This is a genomic window from Rathayibacter sp. AY2B3 (assembly GCF_002931755.1).
In the GTDB taxonomy this organism is placed as follows: domain Bacteria; phylum Actinomycetota; class Actinomycetes; order Actinomycetales; family Microbacteriaceae; genus Rathayibacter.
The window spans coordinates 1-21,193 of the sequence record NZ_PSUG01000032.1; the positions used below are offsets into that span (position 1 = coordinate 1).

Genomic DNA, 21,193 nt, shown 5'->3' on the forward strand with positions numbered 1-21,193 from the left:
CAAGCTGGGCTTCATCGTTCGACTTGCATGTGTTAAGCACGCCGCCAGCGTTCGTCCTGAGCCAGGATCAAACTCTCCGTAAAAAAATTACGACCTCCCACCCCGAAGAACAGGAGAGTCAAGTTTGACCTCTAGCAAATAAGACATCTCTCCGACCCGAAAGCCGGAAGCTGACATCAATTTCCAAAGGAATCCCAACCCGATCCGAAGATCAAGGCCGGGGTATAAAATTGGCATTGAACATAGTGCACGCTGTTGAGTTCTCAAGAATCGGACACATCCCGCCTCCACACCAGAACGGTGCTTCACAACGAAAGTGATCGAAGTTTGCTGTACGAGGGCCAGAGCCACTCGATTTGTCTTGCTTGCCGAGACCGGTTAGGCTTGTCAGAACCGAAGTCCTGATCGCCTCCGTGGCAACTCGACTAACTTAGCACATCCGCAGGCCGTGTCAAGTCCGGCTTCTTCGTGGTGTTCGCGGCGTGATCGAGGATCGAACCGCTGCACCGACTCGGCCGTGAGGCCTTGGGACGAAGCCGGGACCGTGTCCCGTGGAGGCTTTGCATCTTACGCTCGCGATCCCGCAGTCTTCAAGAGACGAATCTCTAACAGGCCTGGGAGCGAGGGGATGGTCCCCGCTTGAGGTGGGCCAGCTGGTCTCGACGCTCTGCGCCTGACTCCCGCTTGCCGCTCCTTTGGGGTGACGAGGAGTTACATTACGTCGGGCCTCGGCCGAGCGGCAAATCGCCTGCGTCCCGGGCGTGTCGCGATCCGAGGTCCCCGCGGCGGGGGGCACCGGACGCCGGGTACCGGACACCGGACACCCGACACCGGCCACCGGACACCGGCCACCGGCCACCGGACACCGGACACCGGACACCGGACACCGGCTACCGGCTACCGGCTACCGGCTACCGGACACTGAGTACCGAGCGCCTGCCACCGCCCGCACCGTCGCCGCCCGGCTCCGCCCGGCTAGAGCGGGCGCGCGATCAGCGGACGAAGGCCCCGGCGAAGCTCTTCTTGCCGCGGCGGAGCACGGCGATCCCGTCGATCAAGGGGAGCTCGCCGAGGGTGACGGTCTCGGACGGGAGGATGGTGTTGTTCACCGAGAGCCCGCCCTGGGCGAGCGCTCGCCGCGCCTCCCCCGTGCCGGCGACGAGTCCGGTCTCGACGAACGCCTGCAGCGCCGGCGTCTCCGGGGTCGCCTCCATCGAGGGCACCGCCTCCAGCGCGCCGCGGAGGATGACCGGGTCGATCCCCTCGAGCGAGCCCTTGCCGAAGAGCGCGGCGGACGCGTCGATCACCGAGCGCGTCGCCTCCGCTCCATGCACCAGCGACGTGACCTCCCAGGCGAGCGCGCGCTGCGCCTCCCGGCGGAACGGCTCGTCGGCGGCGGCCTTCTCGAGCCGCTCGATCTCCGTGCGCGGCAGGAAGGTGAAGATCCGCAGGCGGTCGGCGACGTCGCGGTCGTCCGTGTTGACCCAGAACTGGTAGAACGCGTAAGGGCTGGTGAGCTCGGGGTCGAGCCAGACGGCGTTGCCCTCGCTCTTGCCGAACTTGGTGCCGTCGGAGTTCATCACCAGGGGCGTGCCGATCGCGTGGACCGACACTCCCTCCGTGCGGTGGATCAGGTCGGTTCCGCTCGTCAGATTGCCCCACTGGTCGCTGCCGCCGGTCTGCAGGACGCACCCGTACTGCCGGTAGAGCTCCAGGTAGTCGAGTCCCTGCAGGATCTGGTAGCTGAACTCGGTGTAGCTGATCCCCGCGTCGGAGTTGAGGCGGGCGCTGACCGCGTCCTTCTTGAGCATCGTCCCCACGCGGAAGTGCTTCCCGATCTCTCGCAGGAAGTCGATCGCCGACAGGGGAGCGGTCCAGTCGAGGTTGTTGACCAGGCGCAGCCCGTTGTCGCCGCCCGCGGGGACGAACCGGGACACCTGCGCCTGGAGGCGCTCGACCCACGCGGTCACCGTCTCGCGCGAGTTCAGCGTCCGTTCGGCCGTCGGTCGCGGATCCCCGATCAGCCCGGTCGAGCCGCCGACGAGCCCGAGCGGCCGGTGCCCGGCCAGCTGGAGCCGGCGCATGACGATCAGCTGCACCAGGTTCCCGAGGTGGAGGCTGGGCGCGGTCGGGTCGAAGCCGCAGTAGTAGGTGATCGGCTCCCCCGACAGCAGCTCTCGCAGCGCTCCCGCGTCGGTCGACACGTGCACCGAGCCTCGCCAGACCAGCTCGTCCCACACGGAGTCGAAGGCGGGGTCGAGCCGCGGGCTCGTCGCGGACCCGGGGAGGTGCTGGTCGATCACCCGACCAGGCTACCGCGGTGCCGACCGGCCGGTCTTCACCAGTCAAGCATGCAGGCTTGATCCTGGGCTATCAAGTGCCGATACTTGATCGAGGAGGTCGAATGTTCGTCATCACCGCGGATCAGCGCGACAGCAGGCACGACCACGACCGCGTGGACCAGACGATCGCGAGCCTGGTCGACGACGGTCGGACGACGTTCGTCCTGCCCCCGGAGCGGACGGCCGGCGACGAGTTCCAGTGCGTGCTGGACCGGGCCGACGCCGTCGTCGCGCTCGTACTCGAGCTGCACCGGACCGGCCACTGGAGCATCGGTCTCGGGATCGGCCCCGTCGACCGGCCGCTCCCCGCGACCACGAGAGCGGCTACCGGGGAGGCGTACTTCGCGGCGCGCCGGGCGGTCGAGGCGGCGAAGGGCCGGCCGACGCGCTTCTGTGTCGATCCGGACGCACCGGGATCGGCGGCCCCTGCACCGGCGGACGTCCAGGCGCTGATCGATCCGCTCCTCCTGCTGCGCGACGCGCGCTCCGAAGCCGGCTGGCAGATCGTCGACCTGCTCGAGAGCGGCCTCTCCCAGAAGGACGCGGCCGAGCGCCTCGCCGTCAGCCCTCAGGCGGTCAGCCTCCGGGTCCGCGCGGCGAGCGCCCGAGTCGACGCTCCCGCCCGCGACGCGCTCGCGCGCCTGCTGACAGTGGTCGACCGTACGCTCGACCCCACCGACGAGAGGACACCCCGATGACGGCACCCCCAGGATCCCCCACCCTGCTCCTCGTCTCCGCGCTGCAGTCCGCCTCGTGGACGGCCGTGGTGCTCGTGCTGCTCGCCGGCCTCGCCGGTGCGGTGCTCGCCGTGCGCCTGCACCGTCCGCAGCTCGCCTGGATCTCCCTGGCGGCGACCGCCGCCGCCTTCCTCCTCACGGCGGTCGCCGGACCGTCCGCGCCCCCCATCCACTCCGTCCTGGTGGCCGTGCTGGCCTTCGCGCTGGCGGTCGCGGGCGGCGGGCCGGTCGTGCTCCTCACCCTCCGGCTCGCGACGGCCGACTCCCGCAGCGGCAGCCACGGCGGCATCATGGTCGCCGGCACCTCCCGCCCCGCCACCGGAGGAGCGCCCTCGGCGATCGGCCAGCCGATCGAGGTGCTGCGCGGCGGGACGACGATCGGGGTCCTCGAGCGGATCGCGACGGCCGGCGCACTGATGAGCGGTCTCCCCGAGGGGATCGCGGTCGTCGTAGCGATCAAGGGCGTCGGCCGCTTCAGCGAGCTCGCCTCCCCGGAGGCGCGCGAGCGGTTCATCATCGGAACGCTGGCGAGCCTCGCCTGGTCGGCGGCTCTCGGCGTGCTCGCCCGCCTCTACCTCGCGGGCTGAGCTCCGGGCCGCCGCCGGGGCACGGCTCTCCGGTAGGGCGAGACGGTGGGGTCGCCCGGGATGCTGAAGCGCCACGGGAAATCGTCCTCGCCACCCGGGCCCGAGACGCCGGTCCGCGGGCCCACCGCCACGGAGGACGGCCGCTCCCCCGGCAGCAGCTCGAACGACTCCTCGAGCGGGTCGCCCGACTCGGTGAGACGGACTCCGAGGGCCTTGGCCAGCCGTGCGGGTCCGCGGGCCAGGTCCCGGTGGCGCACGGGTCCGCGCCGGAGCGTCGCGAGCTCCTCCCCCGCGACGACCTCGCCGGCGCGCAGCAGCACGGCGGACGCCGTGCCCGCCGGCGAGCAGACGATGTTCACGCAGGTGTGCATCCCGTACGTGAAGTACGCGTACACGGACCCGGGCGGTCCGAACATGGGAGCCGTCCGGGGCGTCGGTCCGCGGTGCGCGTGCGAGCCCGGATCCTCACCCATGCCGAGGTACGCCTCGACCTCGGTCAGCCGGACGCCGACCGCTCCCTCCGCCGTGCGGTGCAGGAGGACGCGGCCGAGCAGCTCCGGTGCCACCTCGAGGGCCGAGCGCGAGAGATCGGGGAGGTCCGCGCTCAGAAGAAGCTCTGGCCCGACACGAGGGTGATCACGATCACCGCGACGATGACGACTGCGGCGACGATCACGAGCGTCCGCTGCTGCCAGGGGCGCAGCGGCGGACGGCCGTCGTCGCCCGGGTCTCCTCGAAGGGTCACGGGCGCTCCCCCCGGAGGGAGCCGCGCACGACCCGGACGCGCTCGGTCAGCCGGGCGAGCTGCTCCGCGACGCGGTCGGGAGCAGTGCCGCCGACGCCGTCTCGGCTCGCCACCGATCCCTCGATGCTGAGGACCGAGCGGACGTCGGGCGTCAGGAGCGGCGACACCGAGGCGAGCGCGGCGTCGTCGAGATCCTCGAGCCCCCTCCCCTGCGACTCCGCCAACTTGACCAGCTCGCCGGTGATCTCGTGGGCGTCCCGGAAGGGCACGTGCTTCTTCACGAGCCACTCGGCCACGTCGGTCGCGAGCGAGAAGCCCTGGGGCGCGAGCTCCGCCATCCGGTCGGTGTGGAAGGTGAGGGTCGCGATCATGCCGCTGAACGCGGGCAGCAGGACCTCGAGGGTCGTCACCGAGTCGAAGACCGGCTCCTTGTCCTCCTGCAGGTCGCGGTTGTAGGCCAGCGGGAGCGCCTTGAGGGTCGCGAGCAGCCCGGTGAGGTTGCCGATCAGCCGGCCGGACTTCCCCCGGGCGAGCTCGGCGATGTCCGGATTCTTCTTCTGCGGCATGATCGAGGACCCGGTCGAGTAGCCGTCGTCGAGCGTGACGAAGGCGAACTCCCGCGTGTTCCAGAGGACGACCTCCTCCGCGATGCGCGAGACGTCGATCCCGATCATGGCGCTGACGAAGGCGAACTCGGCGACGAGGTCGCGGCTGGCCGTCCCGTCGATCGAGTTCGGCACGCTCGATGCGAAGCCGAGATCGCGGGCGACCGCCTCGGCGTCCAGGCCGAGGGTCGAGCCGGCGAGGGCGCCCGAGCCGTAGGGCGAGACGTCCGCCCGGACGGCCCAGTCCCGCAGGCGCTCCAGATCGCGCAGCAGCGCCCAGCCGTGGGCGAGCAGGTGGTGCGCGAGGAGCACGGGCTGAGCGTGCTGGAGATGAGTGCGCCCGGGCATGATCGCCGACGGGTGCGCCGACGCCTGCGCGGCGAGGGCGTCGATGAGCTGCACCACCAGCTCCGAGACGAGCGCCGCGTGGTCGCGGAGGTACATCCGGACGAAGGTCGCGATCTGGTCGTTGCGCGAGCGCCCTGCCCGGAGCTTGCCGCCGAGCTCGGGACCGGCCTCGAGCATCAGGCCGCGCTCGAGGGCGCCGTGCACGTCCTCGTCGGACTCGTCGGCGGCGAAGCTCCCGTCGGCGACGGCCGCCTCGAGCCGGTCGAGGGCCGCGAGCATCGCGGTGAGCTCGGCGTCGTCGAGGTAGCCCGCTCCCGCGAGCGCCCGAGCGTGCGCGCGGGAGCCGGCGAGGTCGTAGGGGGCGAGCTGCCAGTCGAAGTGGGTCGACTTCGAGAGCGCGGCGAGCTCGGGCGAGGGACCGCCGGCGAAGCGGCCGCCCCACAGGGCTCCGGCCTCGCCCGCGCGGGCGGAGGGTCGTTCCGTCATGGTTCTCCTCGGGTTCGGCTGTCGAGTCTACTGAGCGGCGTCGGCGGTGCCGGCGCGCTCGAGGAGCCACACGAGCAGGGCCTTCTGCGCGTGGAGGCGGTTCTCCGCCTCGTCCCAGATCACGCTCTGCGGGCCGTCGATCACGTCGGCGGTCACCTCGTAGCCGCGGTCCGCGGGCAGGCAGTGCAGGAACAGCGCGTCGGGAGCGGCGGCGGCCATCGTGGCCGCGTCGACCCGGTAGGCGCCGAAGGTCGCGACGCGCGCCGCCTTCTCGTCCTCCTTGCCCATCGACACCCACGTGTCCGTGATCACGATGTCGGAGCCGGCCGCGCCCTCGTCGGGGTCGGTCGTGGTGATCGCCGATCCGCCGGTGGTCGCGGCGATGCGCTGCGCATCGGCCAGGACCGTCGCGTCCGGCGAGTACGACTCCGGGGAGACGATGCGGACGTGCATGCCGGCCGTGGCTCCCGCCAGGAGGTACGAGTGCGCCATGTTGCTCGCTCCGTCACCGAAGAACGTGAGCGTGAGGCCGGCCAGGTGGCCGCGGTGCTCGCGGATGGTCAGCAGGTCGGCGAGGAGCTGGCAGGGGTGGAACTCGTCCGAGAGGGCGTTGATGACCGGCACGCGCGTGCCGCGCGCCATCTCCTCCAGCCCGGACTGCGCGTAGGTGCGCCACACGATCGCGGCGACCTGGCGCTCGAGGACCCGTGCCGTGTCGGAGGCGGTCTCCTTGCCGCCGAGCTGGCTGCTCGCGGTGGAGATGATCAGGGGGCTGCCGCCGAGATCGGCGATGCCGACCGCGAAGGAGACGCGGGTGCGCGTGGAGGACTTGTCGAAGATCACGGCGACGGTCTGCGGCCCGGCGAGGGGCTTCCGGGAGAAGCGGTCGCGCTTGAGCTCGAGGGCGAGGTCGAGGATCTCGGCCTGCTCGGCGGGAGTGATGTCGTCGTCGCGGAGGAAGTGGCGGGTCACGGTGCTGGTCGCTTTCGGTGGAGGTACGGGGTCAGAGGGTCTGCAGTGCGCGGCCGAAGCGCTCGGCGAACTCGGCGACGTCGGCGGAGGTCACCACGAGCGGAGGCGCGAGCCGGATGCTCGAGTCGTTCGCCGCGTTCACGATCAGGCCGGCGTCGAGGCAGGCGGCGGCGAGCTCGGCGGCGACCGGCCTGGTCAGGGCGACGCCCAGGAGGAGGCCCGCGCCGCGGAGCCCTCCGATCAGGGGCGAGTCGAGAGCGGTCAGCGCGTCGACGATCTGCGCCCCGCGCTCTCGCGCGTTGCCGAGAAGGTCGGCGCGCTCGATCTCGGCGAGCACGGCTCCGGCCACGGCGGTCGCGAGCGGATTGCCGCCGAAGGTGCTGCCGTGGTGGCCCTTCTGCAGGAGGTCGGACGCCTCGCCGAAGGTCACCAGCGCTCCGACGGGGAAGCCTCCGCCGAGCCCCTTGGCCAGGGTGACGGCATCGGGCAGGATCCCCGCCTCCTGGTACGCGAACCAGCGTCCGGTCCGCCCCACCCCGGTCTGGATCTCGTCGACGATGAGCAGCGCGCCGTGCTCGCGGGTGAGCTCCCGCGCGCGCTCGAGGTAGCCGGCGGGCAGCGGGATGACGCCCGCCTCCCCCTGGATGGGCTCGACGACGACCGCGGCGACGGACTCGTCGAGAGCCGCCTCGAGGGCCTCGATGCTCGCCTCGAGGTGCTCGACCCCTCCCGGCATCGGCTCGAACGGCGCGCGCATCGCGGCCTTGCCGGTCAGCGCGAGCGCGCCCATCGTGCGCCCGTGGAACGCGTTCTGCAGCGCCAGGATGCGGTGCCGCCCGCCGACCGCGTTCAACCGTGCCAGCTTGAAGGCCGCCTCGTTGGCCTCGGTGCCCGAGTTGGCGAAGTAGACGCGGCCCGTGTCCCCGGCCCCGGTGAGGCGGCGCAGGGTCTCGGCCAGCTCGATCTGCGGGGCGGTCGCGAAGTAGTTGGAGACGTGGGCGAGCGCACCGGCCTGGCGCGTCACGGCCTCGACGAACACAGGATGCGCATGGCCGAGGGAGTTGACCGCGATGCCGCCGAGGAAGTCGAGGTACTCCCGCCCGTCGACGTCCCAGACCCGGCAGCCCTCGCCGCGCTCGAGCACGGCGAGCGGCGGCGCGAAGGTCTGCATCATCGCGGCGGAGTAGCGGTCGCGCGCCGAGCCGGTGCGGGACGCGGTCGTGGGGGTGGACATGGTGGCCTTTCGATCGGAGCGGTCCGGCCACGAGGGCCGACGGTGCGCGCGTCCCGGACGGGACGGGCGCTCGGAGCCGGGGCCGCTGAGGATCAGCGGCCCGACATTCGCTCCCGGTCGCGGGGGTCGAGCGAGGCGACGACCTCGGTGCCGATGCCCTCCGAGGTGAACACCTCGAGCAGGATCGAGTGCGGGATGCGGCCGTCGATGATGGCGGCCTTGGGCACTCCCCCGCGCACGGCGTCGAGGCAGGCGGTCATCTTGGGGATCATGCCCGATTCGAGCGAGGGCAGCAGAGCCGCCAGTTCGTCCGAGCGGAGGTGCGACACGAGCGACTCGCGGTCGGGCCAGTCGGAGTAGAGGCCGGCCACGTCGGTGAGGATGACGAGCTTCTCGGCGCCGAGCGCGACGGCCAGCGCGGCGGCGGCGGCGTCGGCGTTGACGTTCAGCGACTGCGTGGGGTCGTCGGAGTCGGGAGCGATCGAGGACACGACCGGGATCCGGCCGGCCTCGAGCTGGGCGAGGACGGCGGCGGGGTCCACGGCGATCACGTCTCCGACGAGTCCGAGATCGTGGTCCTCGCCGTCGATCACGACGCCGCGGCGGCGGCCGACGAAGAGGCCCGCGTCCTCACCGGAGATCCCGGCGGCGAGGGGGCCGTGCTCGTTGATCCGGCGGACGATGTCGCGGCTGATGCTGCCGGTGAGCACCATCCGCACGACCTCCATCGCCTCGGGGCTCGTGACCCGGTAGCCGCCCCGGAACTCGCTCTGGATCCCGAGCCGGTCGAGCATCCGCGAGATCTGGGGCCCGCCGCCGTGGACGACCACGGGGCGGATCCCGGCGTAGCGCAGGTAGACCATGTCCTGGGCGAAGGAGCGCTGCAGCTCCTCCGACACCATGGCGTTGCCGCCGAACTTGATCACCATCGTGCGCCCGTGGAAGCTCTGCAGCCAGGGCAGCGACTCGATGAGCGTCGCGGCCTTCCCGGGCGCGGCGTCGCGCTCGGCGCGGCTCTCGGCCGAAAGGGTGGTGTCGTCGCTCATGGCCGCCTCAGCTCGAGTACGCGGAGTTCTCGTGCACGTAGTCGTGCGTGAGGTCGTTGGTCCAGATCGTGGCCGTCGCGTCGCCGGCGTGCAGATCGATGTCGACCGCGACATCGCGAGGGGCGAGGTCGACGAGGTCGCGGCTCGCGTGCGGCTCGCCCGCGAGGCAGACCTGCACCCCGTTCATCGCGACGTCGATGCCGTACGGGTCGAACTGCGCGTCGGTGGTGCCCACGGCGGCGAGGACGCGGCCCCAGTTCGGGTCGTTGCCGAAGATCGCGGCCTTGAAGAGGTTGCTCCGGGACACGGCGCGGGCGACGACGACGGCCTCGTCCTCGGTCGCAGCGTTCAGCACGCGGATCGCGACGTCGTGGGCGGCACCCTCCGCGTCGGCCTGCAGCTGCAGGGTGAGGTCGCGGCAGACCGCCCTCAGGGCCCGGGCGAACTCGTCGGCGTCGGCCTCGACGCCGCTGGCGCCGCTCGCGAGCAGCGCCACGGTGTCGTTCGTCGACATGCAGCCGTCCGAGTCGAGGCGGTCGAAGGTGACCCGGGTCGCAGCGCGCAGGGCGGTGTCGAGAGCGGCGGAGTCGAGGGCCGCGTCGGTCGTGATCACGACCAGCATCGTCGCCAGGCCCGGTGCGAGCATCCCGGCGCCCTTGGCCATGCCGCCGATGCTCCAGCCCTGCTCGGAGCGCACGACCGCCTGCTTCGGGACCGTGTCGGTGGTCATGATCGCGCGGGCGGCCGACTCGCCCGCCTCGGGTCCGTCGGCCAGCTCGGCGGAGGCGCCGGTCACTCCGGTGGCGAGCTTCGCGAGGTCGAGCTGGTCGCCGATCAGCCCGGTGGAGCACACCAGCACGTCTCCGGCGGACACCTCGAGGCTCTCGCCCACGAGCTCCGCGGTGCGGTGGGTGACCTGGAAGCCCTGAGCGCCGGTGTAGCAGTTGGCACCGCCGGAGTTGAGGACGATCGCCGAGACGACGCCGTCGCGCATGACCTGCTCGCTCCAGAGGACGGGATTCGCCTTGCAGCGGTTGCTCGTGAAGACGGCGGCGGCGCTCTGCAGGGGGCCGAGGTTCTGCACCAGCGCGACGTCGCGCGCTCCGGTCGACTTCAGCCCGGCGACGACTCCGGCCGCCCGGAACCCTGCTGCTGCGGTGACGCTCACGGCGCGACTCCGTTCACGCTCAGGCCGAGGGACTCCGGGAGCCCCAGGGCGATGTTGGTGGACTGGAGGGCCGCGCCCGCGGTGCCCTTGACCAGGTTGTCGATGGCCGAGACGACCACGACGCGGCGGGCGCGCTCGTCCACGGCGAGGCCGATCAGTGCGGTGTTCGCCCCCACCACGTCCGCGGTGCGGGGGAAGGATCCCTCCGGGAGCAGCTGCACGAAGGTCTCGTCGCCGTAGGCGGTCTCCCAGGCGGCGCGCACGTCCTGCGCGGAGACGCCGGGGGCGAGGCGCGCGGTCGAGGTCGCCAGGATGCCCCGGGACATCGGCACGAGGACGGGGGTGAACGAGATCGAGACGGGTCCGGCTCCGGCGAGCAGGAGGTTCTGGCGGATCTCGGGATTGTGGCGGTGCGCTCCGCCGAGGCCGTAGGCGTGCGCGGAGCCGAGGAGCTCGCTGGCGAGCAGATCGGTCCGCAGGCTCTTGCCCGCACCCGAGGGGCCGACGGCGAGGACCGAGACGAGGTCCGACGGTTCGATCACTCCGGCATGCAGGCCGGGGGCCAGGCCGAGCGTGATCGCCGTGACGTTGCAGCCGGGGACGGCGATGCGCCGCACTCCGGCGAGCGCCTCGCGCTGCTTGCGTCCCCCGCCGCCGATCAGCAGCTCCGGGAGCCCGTAGGGCCAGGCCCCGGCGAAGTCGCCCCCGTAGTAGTCGGCCCAGTCCTGCGGGTCGGTCAAGCGGTGGTCGGCGCCGCAGTCGACGACGAGCACGTCCTCGGGGAGGGTCGCCGTGATCTCGCCCGACTTCCCGTGCGGGAGGGCGAGGAAGACGACGTCGTGCCCGGAGAGGTTCCCGGTCGTCGTATCGACGAGGACGAGGTCGCGGAGCGAGCGCAGGTGCGGGTGCACGGCGATGAGAGGCTGTCCGGCGTTCGCGTGCGCCGTGACCGTGCGCACCTCGAACTCGGGGTGGTCGGCGAGCAGTCGCAGCAGCTCGCCGCCCGCGTAGCCGCTCGCACCGGCCACCGCCACGGAGAAAGTCATGCCCGAGAGCCTAGCCGGTGCGGGTGCGGGGCCCCGCCCGGCCGAACCGGTCGGGACCCCGAGCTCACTCGCGGAGACGGGCGCCGAAGCGCTCCGCCGCCACGGCCACGCCGCTCTCCTTCGCCGCCGTCGCCTCGGCCGCGGTGAGCGTGCGGTCCGGCGCGCGGAAGCGCAGCGCGAACGTCAGCGACTTCGTCCCCTCGGCGAGGCCGGTACCGCGGTAGTCGTCGACGAGGCGGATCGCCTCGAGCAGCTCACCCGCCCCCTCGGCGACGGCGGCGCGCACGTCGGCGGCCGCAGTGCCGACCGGCACGACCAGCGAGAGGTCCTGGGTCGCGGCGGGCAGCGCGCCCACCGGGCGGGCCACGACGACCCTCCCTGCCCGCGCGATCAGCGGTTCGAGGTCGAGCTCGACCACGGCGACGCGGCGCGGGAGGTCGAGCTCCTCGGCGAGCGCCGGGAGCAGCTCCCCCGCGTGGCCGATGACCGCGCCGTCGAGCACCACCTCGGCAGTGCGGCCCGGGTGCAGCGCGGCGTGAGCCCCCTGGCGCAGCACCAGCTCGGTGCCGGTCGCCGCGGAGACCTCGCGGACCACGTCGAGGGCGTCGCGCCAGTCGACGTCGCGCCCGGCGACACCGGGCTGACGCACGACGGCGGCACCCGTGAGCAGCGCCGCGAGGTGCCGGGGCTGCGGCGGGATGCCGGCGTTCAGCTCGGCCTCCACCTCCGTGGACGGACGCGCCCCGCCCGCGGGGAGCGCCCCCGAGCCGAACGGGCGGCCGGCGGCCGGGAGGAAGACGGAGCCGAGCTCGTAGACCGCGAGATCCGTCAGCCCGCGCGAGCGGTTGCGGGCCGCGACCTGCACGAGACCCGGCAGCAGCGAGATCCGCAGCTGGCCCGCGGTCGCGTCGAGCGGGTTCGCGAGCGTGATCTGCTCCTGCGGCGTCCCGTCGACCGAGCCGAGCCGGTCGTTGATCGAGCGGGAGAGGAACGGGTACGAGAGCACCTCGGTCAGACCCGCGGCGGCGAGCGCCTGGGCCAGGGTGCGGCGCATCCTCTGGCCCGGGGTCAGCCCGCGGCCGGGAGGTGCGACGGGCAGGATCGCCGGGATGCGGTCGTACCCGGTGATGCGGGCGACCTCCTCCGCGAGCGAGGCGCGGTCGACGAGGTCGGGCCGCCAGCTCGGCGGAGTCACCAGCAGGCCCGCTCCGCCGGCCTCGACGGAGGCTCCGATCTCGACGAGCGCGCCCCGGATCTCCTCCGGGGTGTACTCCACGCCGATGAGGCCTGCGACGTAGCCGTCCGGCAGCTCGACCGGCTCCGCCGTGCGCGGGTCGGCGAGGACCGAGCCGAGCTCGTCCGCCGTCCCGCCGGCGAGCTCCACCAGCAGCTGCACCGCGCGGGCCGCGGCGACCGAGGCCACCTCGGGGTCGACACCGCGCTCGAACCGCCGCGACGCCTCGCTCGGCAGCTTGTGCCGGCGGGCCGTCCGGGCGATCGAGACCGGGTCGAAGTTGGCCGCCTCGAGCAGGACGTCGGAGGTGGCGTCCGAGATCTCGGTGCGCGCGCCCCCCATCACTCCGGCGAGCCCGATCGCCCCGCCGTCGTCGGCGATGACGAGGTCCTCCGCGTGGAGGCGCCGGGTCTGGCCGTCGAGCGTCTCGAGCGTCTCCCCCGGTGCGGCGCGGCGCACCACGATGCCGCCCTGCAGGGTCGCCAGGTCGTAGCCGTGCAGCGGCTGGCCGAGCTCGAACATCACGTAGTTGGTGATGTCCACGACGAGCGAGATCGAGCGGACCCCGGCCAGGCGCAGTCGCGCGAGCATCCACGGCGGCGTCGGGCGCGAGACGTCGACGCCCCGGACGACGCGCGTGACGAACACGGAGGCGCCGACACGGCCGCGGATCGGCGCCTCGTCGGCCACGGCCACGGGGAAGACGGGCGCCGTCTCCGTGCGCTCGTGCGGAGGGAGCGCCTGAGCGGGGTCGCGGAAGGCGGCTCCGGTGGCGTGGGCGTACTCGCGGGCGATGCCGCGGATCGAGAAGGCGTAGCCGCGGTCGGGCGTCACGTTGACCTCGACCGCGGCGTCGTCGAGACCGAGGAGCGCGACGGCGTCCGTGCCCGGCTCCGGGTCGAGCCCGAGCGAGGCGAGCCGGAGGATGCCGTCGTGGTCGTCCCCGAGGCCGAGCTCGCGGCTCGAGGCGATCATCCCGTCGGACACGTGCCCGTAGGTCTTCCGCGCGGAGATCGGGAACGGCCCGGGCAGGACCGCGCCCGGCAGGGACACGACGACCTTGTCGCCGGCCGCGAAGTTGTGGGCTCCGCAGACGATGCCGCGGACGTCCTCTCCGCCGTCGGCGGCCCGCCCGCCCTCCGGGGCCACGCGGACGTGGCACCAGTTGATGGTCTTGCCGTTCTTCTGCGGCTCCGGAGCGAGGTCGAGCACCTCGCCGACGACGACGGGACCGGTCACCTCGAAGCGGTGGACGTCCTCCTCTTCCAGGCCGACCGACACCAGGGCCGCGTGCACGGACTCCGTCGTGACGTCCTGCTCGAGGTCGACGTACTCCCCCAGCCAGCTCAGCGGGATGCGCATCAGATCACCATCCCGTACTGCTCGCTGAAGCGGACGTCGCCCTCGACCATGTCGCGCATGTCCTTCACGTCGTTGCGGAACATCAGGGTCCGCTCGATCCCCATGCCGAAGGCGAACCCGGAGTACTCCTCCGGGTCGATGCCGGCCGCGCGCAGCACGTTCGGATTGACCATGCCGCAGCCGCCCCACTCGATCCAGCGGGCACCGCCGACGAAGGTCGGGTGCCAGACGTCCAGTTCGGCGCTGGGCTCGGTGAAGGGGAAGTAGTTCGGGCGCAGGCGGATGCGCGCGTCGTCGCCGAACAGGATCCGCGCGACGTGCTCGAGGGTGCCCCGCAGGTGCGCCATGGTCAGGCCGCGGTCGACGGCGAGGCCCTCGAACTGCGTGAACACGGGCGTGTGCGTCGCGTCGAGCTCGTCGGTGCGGTACACCCGGCCCGGAGCGATCACGTAGAGCGGCAGCGGGCGCTCGAGCATCGAGCGGATCTGCACCGGCGAGGTGTGCGTGCGCAGCACCAGATGCGAGTCGACGGGATCGACGAAGAAGGTGTCCTGCATGGCGCGGGCCGGGTGGTCCTCGTCGAAGTTCAGGGCGTCGAAGTTGAACCACTCGTTCTCGAGCTCCGGCCCCTCCGCGATCTCCCACCCCATCCCGACGAACACGTCGGCGATCGACTCCTGGAGCAGCGAGAGAGGGTGACGGGCGCCGCGGCGCACGAAGCTGGCGCCGGCGGTGACGTCCACGCGCTCGGCCTCGAGCGCGGCCGCGTCCTCGGCCTCGACGAGCTCGGCCTCGCGGGCGGCGTAGGCGTCGCCCACCTGCTTGCGGGCACCGCCGACGAGCTTGCCGGACGCCGCCTTGTGCTCGGGCGGGACGGAGCGCATCTGCGCGTTGAGGCGGGCGAGGGCGGACCCCTCGCCGAGGTGGGCGGCTCGGGCGGACTTCAGAGCGGCGGAGTCGCCCGCCGCGCCGATGGCGGCGAGGGCGTCGGCGACCGCCGCGGAGACGGCCTCATCGGTGATCGGGTTGCTGTCTGACACGATCCCCCAGTGTAGGCGAGGGCCTCCGCCCCCTCCCGCCGGCCGCGCGCGTGCTCGTCGCGCTCGCCCACGGCCGGGCTCCCGTCTGCGCCGACGGCTCTCGAGGCCCCGCCGCTCGGCGCTGCTCGATCAGCAGGGGCGGGGGTCTCGATGCGCCGCCGCCGGCGGCTGCTCCACCAGCACGGGGAGGGGCCCGCCGGGCGGGAAGGCTCCCGGATCGATCGCGACTCCCCGTGATCACCACTCCCGCGTCGACGACGCCGGAGCGGAACGCCCTTCCGCCTCGCCGAGGCCGGAGCGGAGCACCACCGCCGGATGCGCTGACCGATCGCCGGACCCCCGAGGCGGACGGAGGAATCGCGTGCCGGCGATTCCTCCTAGCCGGGCGCAGGACGCTCTCCGGAACCCGATCCCGTCGGGAAGCCGACCGCGGTGAGGATCGCCCTCGGGCGATCCTCACCGTTCAATCCTGCACAGCGATCAGCTGCGTGTCCGTCTGCGCGCGGGCCGCGGGGTGGCCGCCGATGGTGCGGCCTCCGCGCCCGCCGCTCTTCGTGCGGATCTCGATCCACTTCGCCAGCCCCGAGAGGAGGAGGCAGATGCCGATGTAGATCGCCCCGATGACGATCGCGGCCGGGATGATCGGGCTGTCCAGGCTCGACTGGTTGCCCAGGTAGCGCGCGTAGTACAGCAGCTCGTTGTAGGTGATGATCGAGCCGAGCGCCGTGTCCTTGAGGGCGACGACGAGCTGGGCGATGATCACGGGCAGCATCGAGCGGATCGCCTGGGGGAACAGGATGAGCCGCATGACGCCGGACTTGCGCAGGCCGATCGCGTAGCCCGCCTCCTTCTGTCCTCGCGGGAGGGCCTCGATGCCGGCGCGGAAGATCTCGGAGAAGACGGAGCCGTTGTAGAGGGTCAGGGCGATGACCACGGCGAGGTAGGGGCTGAGCTTGAGGCCCGCGAACGGCAGGCCGTAGTACATCAGCATCATCAGGATCAGGACGGGGATCGCCCGGAACAGCTCGATGAAGAGCGTGACGGGGACGGTGATCCAGCGGCGGTCCGAGAGCCGGCCGATGGCCAGGAGGAGGCCGAGGACGAGGCTGGCGACGCCCGCCGTGGCGAAGGCCGCGAGCGTGCGGCCGAGGGCGGCGCCGATGCTCTGCCAGACCAGCGGGTAGCCGAACGCGCGCCACTTGGAGGCGTCGAACTGGCCGGACTCCGCGAAGCGCCAGACCACGAAGCCGAGGAACACCGCGATCAGCAGGACGACGACGACGCCGATGACGCGGTTGCGCACGATGGCCCGGGGGCCGGGGTTGTCGAAGAGGACGGAGCTCATCGGGCGACCCTCCACTTCTTCTCGAGCTGACGTTGGACGAGCGAGAGCAGGGTGACCAGGACCACGAAGACCAGGGCCACCCAGAGGACGACGATGAGGCTGTTCTCGCCGCGCTCGTTGAGCACGCGGACGATGGTGCCCGCCTCGGCGACCGAGAAGCCGGCGGCGACGGTGGTGTTCTTGAGCAGCGCGATCAGGACGCTCATGAGCGGCGGGATCACGGAGCGGAAGGCCTGGGGCAGGACGACCTGCGTCATGGTCAGGCCGAAGTCCAGGCCGATCGCGCGGGCCGCCTCGGCCTGGCCGATCGGCACGGTGTTGATGCCCGAGCGCAGCACCTCCGCGACGTAGGTCGCGGTGTAGAGGCTGAGGGCGCAGATCGCGAGGTTCGTGTAGTCCACCTGCGGCAGATCGAGCTTGGGGTAGCCGAAGGCGAAGAAGAACATCACCAGCGTGAGCGGGGTGTTCCGGATGGTGTTCACGTACACCGTGCCGACCGCGCGGGCGATCGGGACGGGCGAGACGCGCATCGCGCCGACGACCGTTCCGATCAGCAGGGCGAACACGAGCGAGACGCTGAAGAGGATCAGGGTGTTGCCGAAGGCCGGGACGTAGACGTCGAGGTTGTTCAACAGGACATCCATGCGGCTGGCCCTTCTGTCGGAGCGGTGGGGGTGGGCGAGGAGGGGGTGACCCCCGGGCGGCGCTGAGGCCGCCCGGGGCGCCTCCTAGTAGTCGTTCACCGCCGGCTGGGTGACGGTCGTGCCGGACTGGCCGAGCGTCTCGTCGTAGATGGCGCTCCAGGTCTCGCCGCCGTCGGTCAGCATGCCGTTGACGAAGTGGCGCAGGGCGTCGTCGTCCTTGGGCAGGCCGATGCCGTACAGCTCGGTGCTGAAGGGCTCGCCGACGACCTTGAGCTCGTCGGGCTTCTGCGCGGCGTAGCCGATCAGGATCGCGCCATCAGTGGTGACGGCGTCGACGGTGCCGTCGGAGAGGGCGTCCACGCACTGCGAGTACGTGTCGAACTCCTCGGTCTTCACCTCGGGGTAGTTGGTGCGGATGTTCTGGATCGGGGTGGAGCCGGTGGCCGAGCAGACGGTGGTGTCGGCGGTGAGGTCGTCCGGTCCGGTGATCGTGTCGTTGTCGGCGGCGACGAGCAGCTGCTGGCCGGTCTCGAAGTAGGGTCCGGCGAAGCCGACCTGCTCCTTGCGCTTGTCCGTGATCGAGTAGGTGCCGACGTAGTAGTCGATGTCGCCGTTCACGATCGACGCCTCGCGGTTGGCCGAGGGGATCGCCTTGAACTCGATGGCGTCTGCCGCGAAGCCGAGTGAGGCGGCGGTCCACTTCGCGATCTCGATGTCGAATCCGGAGCGCTCGCCGGTCGCCGCGTCGAGGTAGCCCAGCCCGGGCTGGTCCTCCTTGACGCCGATGACGACCTTGCCGTCCGCGGTCATCGCGTCGAAGGTCGGGCTGCCCTCGAGGGTGACGTCGGAGGCGACCTCGTACGCGGAGGTCCCTCCCTCGGAGCCTCCTCCGGCGCCGCCGCCGGCGGTTCCGGAGTCGCCGGAGCAGCCGGCGAGGGCGAGGGTCGCTGCTGCGAGTCCCGCGGTCATGAACATGAGCCTGGTGCGCATGATCGTCCTTCCTGGGGTTCGGCCCGCCGGAGCGGGCGATGTCGGGTCGGATCCCGGATCACGGGTCCGACCTGCCTGGTGGCTGCTGATCGCGCTTCTAGTGCGTGATGAGCTTGGAGAGGAAGTCCTTGGCCCGGTCGGTGCGGGGCGCGGTGAAGAACGACTCCGGGTCGGTGTCCTCGAGGATCTCGCCGTCGGCCATGAACACGACGCGATCGGCGGCCTTCCGCGCGAAGCCCATCTCATGGGTGACGACGATCATCGTCATCCCCTCCTTGGCGAGCCCGACCATCACGTCGAGGACCTCGTTGATCATCTCGGGGTCCAGCGCCGAGGTGGGCTCGTCGAAGAGCATCACCTTGGGCTTCATCGCCAGCGCCCGCGCGATCGCGACGCGCTGCTGCTGCCCGCCCGAGAGCTGGGCCGGGGTCTTGGCGGCCTGGTGGCCGACGCCGACCCGGTCGAGCAGCGCCGTGGCCTGGGCCTCCGCGTCCTTGCGGGAGAGCCCGCGGACCTTGATCGGGCCGAGGGTGACGTTCTCGAGGATCGTCTTGTGCGCGAAGAGGTTGAACGACTGGAAGACCATCCCGACGTCGGCGCGGAGCGCGGCGAGGCCCTTGCCCTCCTCCGGGAGCTTCTGCCCGTCGATGGTGATGGTGCCGCCCGAGATCGTCTCGAGGCGGTTGACGGTGCGGCAGAGCGTCGACTTGCCGGATCCGGAAGGGCCGAGAACCACGACGACCTCGCCCCGGTGCACCGTCAGATCGATGTCCTTCAGTGCCTGGAAGTCGCCGTAGTGCTTCTGCACTCCGGAGAGGACGACGAGGGGTTCACCGGCGGGAGCGGCGGCGCGCTCGTCTTGCGGGGCTGTGACCATGCCGTCAGAGAATCACACGGGGATGGGCCGGTCAAATCATGAGGGAATTCTTAACCGAAGGGTAACAACGCGCCCTGTTCTCCAGCTTGGCGGCTCCCCCGCGCCGATTCCTCTCAGGAACGCAGCGCGAACGCGCTCTCGTAGAGGCAGACGGACGCCGCGGTCGCGAGGTTGAGCGACTCCGCCGCCCCGTAGATGGGCACCGCGACCACGCCGTCGACGAGGGCGAGCGACTCGTCCTCGAGGCCGCGCGCCTCGTTCCCGAAGACCCAGACGGTCGGCTGGGCGAGGTCCCCGCGTGCGCGGACCTCGAGCAGATCCTCCCCCTTCACGTCGGCCGCGACGGAGCGCAGGCCCACCCCGCGGAGCCGGCCCAGCACGTCCGCGAGGTCGGCGCCGACCGCGACCGGGAGGTGGAAGAGCGAGCCGGTCGTGGAGCGCACGACCTTGGGGTTGTAGAGGTCGACCGAGCGGCCGGAGAGCACGACCGCGTCGGCACCGGCGGCGTCGGCGGCACGGATGATCGTGCCGAGGTTGCCCGGATCGCGGACCTCCTCGAGCACTGCCACGAGGCGCGGCTCGGAGGCGACGACGTCCTTGAGCGAGGTGGGGAACTGGCGGCAGACCGCGACGAAGCCCTGCGGGGTGACGGTGTCGGCCATCGCGTCGAGGACGTCCTCGGTCACGTACTCGATCTCGACCTCCGCCTCGGCGGCGGCGGCGACGATCTCGGGGTGCCGCTCCAGAGCGGTCGGAGTCGCGAACGACTCGACGATCAGCTCCGGGCGGTACTGCAGCGCCTCGGACAGGGCCTGCGGGCCCTCGAGGAGGAAGAGCCCCGTCTCGAGCCGGGCCGGGCGGCGGGTGAGCTTCGCCACGGAGCGGACACGGGGAGAGCGGGGGTTGTCGAGCATGCGGCGAGCCTATCGGCGCGGTGATCGCCGCCCCCGCAGACACGGCGCGGGACGGCCCCGCGAACGACGGAGGGGGCCGCGACCTCTCGGTCGCGACCCCCTCCGGGAAGCCGTGCTGACTACGCTGCGGCCTTGGGCGCCGAGGTGTCGGCGGGCAGCGCGCTCTTCGCGGTCGCGACGAGCGAGGCGAACGTGGCCGGCTCGGTGATCGCGAGGTCCGCGAGGATGCGGCGGTCGACCTGGACGCCGGCCAGGGCGAGGCCCTGGATGAAGCGGTTGTAGGTCAGGCCGTTCGCGCGGGACGCGGCGTTGATGCGCTGGATCCAGAGACGACGGAACTCGCCCTTCTTGGCGCGGCGGTCGCGGTACGAGTAGACGAGGGAGTGGGTGACCTGCTCCTTCGCCTTGCGGTAGAGGCGCGACCGCTGGCCGCGGTAGCCCGAGGCGCGCTCGAGGATGACCCGACGCTTCTTGTGGGCGTTGACGGCCCTCTTCACTCTTGCCATTGCTGTTTCTTCCTATCGATCCGTGTCGGCTGAGTAGCGACCACGCGGCGCAGCGGGCTGCGCCGGCGGTGGGCTACAGACCGAGAAGCTTCTTGGCGACCTTGGCGTCCTGCGGGGCGAGGACCTGGTCCTGGTTGAGGCGGCGCGTGCGCACGCTGGACTTGGACTCCAGGTTGTGACGCATACCGGCCTGCTGCTTCATGAGCTTGCCGGAGCCGGTCACCTTGAAGCGCTTCTTGGCACCCGAGTGGGTCTTCATCTTGGGCATGTTCTCTCCTTGTGAACGTCACTCCGCACTCGGCGGGGCGAAACCGGTGCCCCGCGAGCGGGGCGTCCACCGGCCCCGAGGCCGGGGCGGCGAAGTACTAGACGGACTCGGCCTCGGCCGTGTCCTCGGGGGTGTTGGCCTCGCGACGAGCGGCGCGGACCGCATTGGCCTCGGCCTTCGCCTCGGACTTGTTCTTCAGCGGGCCGATGACCATCACCATGTTGCGACCGTCGATGGTCGGGGTGGACTCGACCTGGCCGAACTCGGCGACGTCCTCCGCGAAGCGCTGGAGCAGACGGACGCCCATCTCGGGGCGCGACTGCTCGCGACCGCGGAAGAGGATCATCGCCTTGACCTTGTCGCCGGCCTTCAGGAAGCCCTCGGCGCGCTTGCGCTTGGTCTCGTAGTCGTGCTTGTCGATCTTCAGGCGGAAACGGACCTCCTTGAGGATCGTGTTCGCCTGGTTGCGACGGGCTTCCTTGAGCTTCTGAGCCTGCTCGTACTTGAACTTCCCGTAGTCCATGATCTTGGCCACGGGCGGCTTGGAGTTGGGGGCGACCTCGACCAGGTCCAGGTCTGCGTCCTGCGCGAGTCGCAGGGCGACCTCGATCTTGACGACGCCGACCTGTTCTCCTGCGGGACCCACGAGGCGGACCTCGGGGACGCGGATACGGTCGTTGGTACGGGGATCGCTGAT

General features: G+C 71.6%; 21 protein-coding genes and 1 rRNA gene. 2 read left to right on the forward strand and 20 right to left on the reverse strand.

Annotation, left to right across the window (positions count from 1 at the left end; all coding sequences use genetic code 11):
* Together C5C24_RS11530 and tyrS are read right to left on the reverse strand one after the other, a co-directional pair.
* Nucleotides 1-83: ribosomal RNA gene (locus C5C24_RS11530) — 16S ribosomal RNA — on the reverse strand; the annotation flags it as partial.
* 909 nt (nt 84-992) lie between these two features.
* A complete protein-coding gene (gene tyrS, locus C5C24_RS11535; protein WP_104305006.1) occupies nt 993-2,303 on the reverse strand; it encodes a tyrosine--tRNA ligase in 1,311 nt (436 codons plus the stop codon).
* A gap of 101 nt (nt 2,304-2,404) precedes the next feature.
* Between tyrS and C5C24_RS11540 the strand changes: the two genes are divergently transcribed.
* On the forward strand, nt 2,405-3,040 hold the full coding sequence (locus C5C24_RS11540) for a DNA-binding protein (protein ID WP_104305007.1): 636 nt from the start codon (nt 2,405-2,407) through the stop codon (nt 3,038-3,040).
* Nucleotides 3,037-3,666, forward strand: coding sequence for a hypothetical protein (locus tag C5C24_RS11545; RefSeq protein WP_258065196.1), 630 nt, complete (start codon nt 3,037-3,039; stop codon nt 3,664-3,666). Before C5C24_RS11540 ends, C5C24_RS11545 begins: the two co-directional genes overlap by 4 nt.
* On the opposite strand, the gene C5C24_RS11550 is transcribed toward C5C24_RS11545, so the two are convergent.
* The 18 genes from C5C24_RS11550 to infC form a co-directional block, all read right to left on the reverse strand.
* Nucleotides 3,651-4,274, reverse strand: a complete 624-nt coding sequence (locus tag C5C24_RS11550) for a DNA-3-methyladenine glycosylase (RefSeq protein ID WP_104305008.1) — start codon at nt 4,272-4,274, stop codon at nt 3,651-3,653. The two genes, C5C24_RS11545 and C5C24_RS11550, sit on opposite strands and share 16 nt — an antisense overlap.
* Nucleotides 4,271-4,411 carry a hypothetical protein gene (locus C5C24_RS17980; RefSeq protein WP_181110170.1) on the reverse strand — a complete coding sequence of 47 codons (141 nt, stop codon included), beginning with the start codon at nt 4,409-4,411 and terminating at the stop codon, nt 4,271-4,273. The genes C5C24_RS11550 and C5C24_RS17980 overlap by 4 nt, the downstream gene beginning before the upstream one ends.
* Nucleotides 4,408-5,850: an argininosuccinate lyase gene (gene argH, locus C5C24_RS11555; protein WP_104276089.1), complete on the reverse strand. Its 1,443-nt coding sequence runs from the start codon at nt 5,848-5,850 to the stop codon at nt 4,408-4,410. Before argH ends, C5C24_RS17980 begins: the two co-directional genes overlap by 4 nt.
* A 27-nt stretch (nt 5,851-5,877) precedes the next feature.
* Nucleotides 5,878-6,822, reverse strand: a complete 945-nt coding sequence (gene argF, locus C5C24_RS11560) for an ornithine carbamoyltransferase (protein WP_104305009.1) — start codon at nt 6,820-6,822, stop codon at nt 5,878-5,880.
* A gap of 31 nt (nt 6,823-6,853) precedes the next feature.
* Nucleotides 6,854-8,056, reverse strand: coding sequence for an acetylornithine transaminase (locus tag C5C24_RS11565; RefSeq protein WP_104276091.1), 1,203 nt, complete (start codon nt 8,054-8,056; stop codon nt 6,854-6,856).
* Nucleotides 8,057-8,148: 92 nt separating this feature from the next.
* A complete protein-coding gene (gene argB, locus C5C24_RS11570; RefSeq protein ID WP_104305010.1) occupies nt 8,149-9,102 on the reverse strand; it encodes an acetylglutamate kinase in 954 nt (317 codons plus the stop codon).
* Between the two features lie 7 nt (nt 9,103-9,109).
* Nucleotides 9,110-10,270: a bifunctional glutamate N-acetyltransferase/amino-acid acetyltransferase ArgJ gene (argJ, locus tag C5C24_RS11575; protein ID WP_104305011.1), complete on the reverse strand. Its 1,161-nt coding sequence runs from the start codon at nt 10,268-10,270 to the stop codon at nt 9,110-9,112.
* Nucleotides 10,267-11,316 (reverse strand): N-acetyl-gamma-glutamyl-phosphate reductase, encoded by a 1,050-nt coding sequence (gene argC, locus C5C24_RS11580; RefSeq protein ID WP_104305012.1) that lies wholly within the window; start codon nt 11,314-11,316, stop codon nt 10,267-10,269. Before argC ends, argJ begins: the two co-directional genes overlap by 4 nt.
* Before the next feature lie 64 nt (nt 11,317-11,380).
* On the reverse strand, nt 11,381-13,912 hold the full coding sequence (gene pheT / locus C5C24_RS11585) for a phenylalanine--tRNA ligase subunit beta (RefSeq protein WP_104305013.1): 2,532 nt from the start codon (nt 13,910-13,912) through the stop codon (nt 11,381-11,383).
* Entirely contained in the window at nt 13,912-14,952 is a 1,041-nt protein-coding gene (pheS, locus tag C5C24_RS11590; protein ID WP_104226313.1) for a phenylalanine--tRNA ligase subunit alpha, read from the reverse strand. Before pheS ends, pheT begins: the two co-directional genes overlap by 1 nt.
* A 463-nt stretch (nt 14,953-15,415) precedes the next feature.
* Entirely contained in the window at nt 15,416-16,297 is an 882-nt protein-coding gene (locus C5C24_RS11595) for an amino acid ABC transporter permease (protein WP_104276096.1), read from the reverse strand.
* Nucleotides 16,294-16,941, reverse strand: a complete 648-nt coding sequence (locus C5C24_RS11600; protein ID WP_104224491.1) for an amino acid ABC transporter permease — start codon at nt 16,939-16,941, stop codon at nt 16,294-16,296. The genes C5C24_RS11595 and C5C24_RS11600 overlap by 4 nt, the downstream gene beginning before the upstream one ends.
* A gap of 84 nt (nt 16,942-17,025) precedes the next feature.
* Nucleotides 17,026-17,931, reverse strand: a complete 906-nt coding sequence (locus C5C24_RS11605; RefSeq protein ID WP_159913628.1) for a glutamate ABC transporter substrate-binding protein — start codon at nt 17,929-17,931, stop codon at nt 17,026-17,028.
* A 97-nt stretch (nt 17,932-18,028) separates the two neighbouring features.
* Nucleotides 18,029-18,808, reverse strand: a complete 780-nt coding sequence (locus C5C24_RS11610) for an amino acid ABC transporter ATP-binding protein (RefSeq protein ID WP_104276099.1) — start codon at nt 18,806-18,808, stop codon at nt 18,029-18,031.
* Between the two features lie 113 nt (nt 18,809-18,921).
* Nucleotides 18,922-19,722: an RNA methyltransferase gene (locus C5C24_RS11615; protein ID WP_104276100.1), complete on the reverse strand. Its 801-nt coding sequence runs from the start codon at nt 19,720-19,722 to the stop codon at nt 18,922-18,924.
* A 119-nt stretch (nt 19,723-19,841) separates the two neighbouring features.
* Complete coding sequence (gene rplT / locus C5C24_RS11620; RefSeq protein WP_104224487.1) at nt 19,842-20,228, reverse strand: 50S ribosomal protein L20; 387 nt, start codon at nt 20,226-20,228, stop codon at nt 19,842-19,844.
* 73 nt (nt 20,229-20,301) lie between these two features.
* Nucleotides 20,302-20,496: a 50S ribosomal protein L35 gene (gene rpmI / locus C5C24_RS11625; RefSeq protein ID WP_056042364.1), complete on the reverse strand. Its 195-nt coding sequence runs from the start codon at nt 20,494-20,496 to the stop codon at nt 20,302-20,304.
* 97 nt (nt 20,497-20,593) lie between these two features.
* The gene (gene infC / locus C5C24_RS11630; RefSeq protein WP_374952931.1) at nt 20,594-21,142 is read right to left on the reverse strand and encodes a translation initiation factor IF-3; all 549 of its coding nucleotides are present in this window, start codon (nt 21,140-21,142) and stop codon (nt 20,594-20,596) included.
* Between the last annotated feature and the right edge of the window lie 51 nt (nt 21,143-21,193).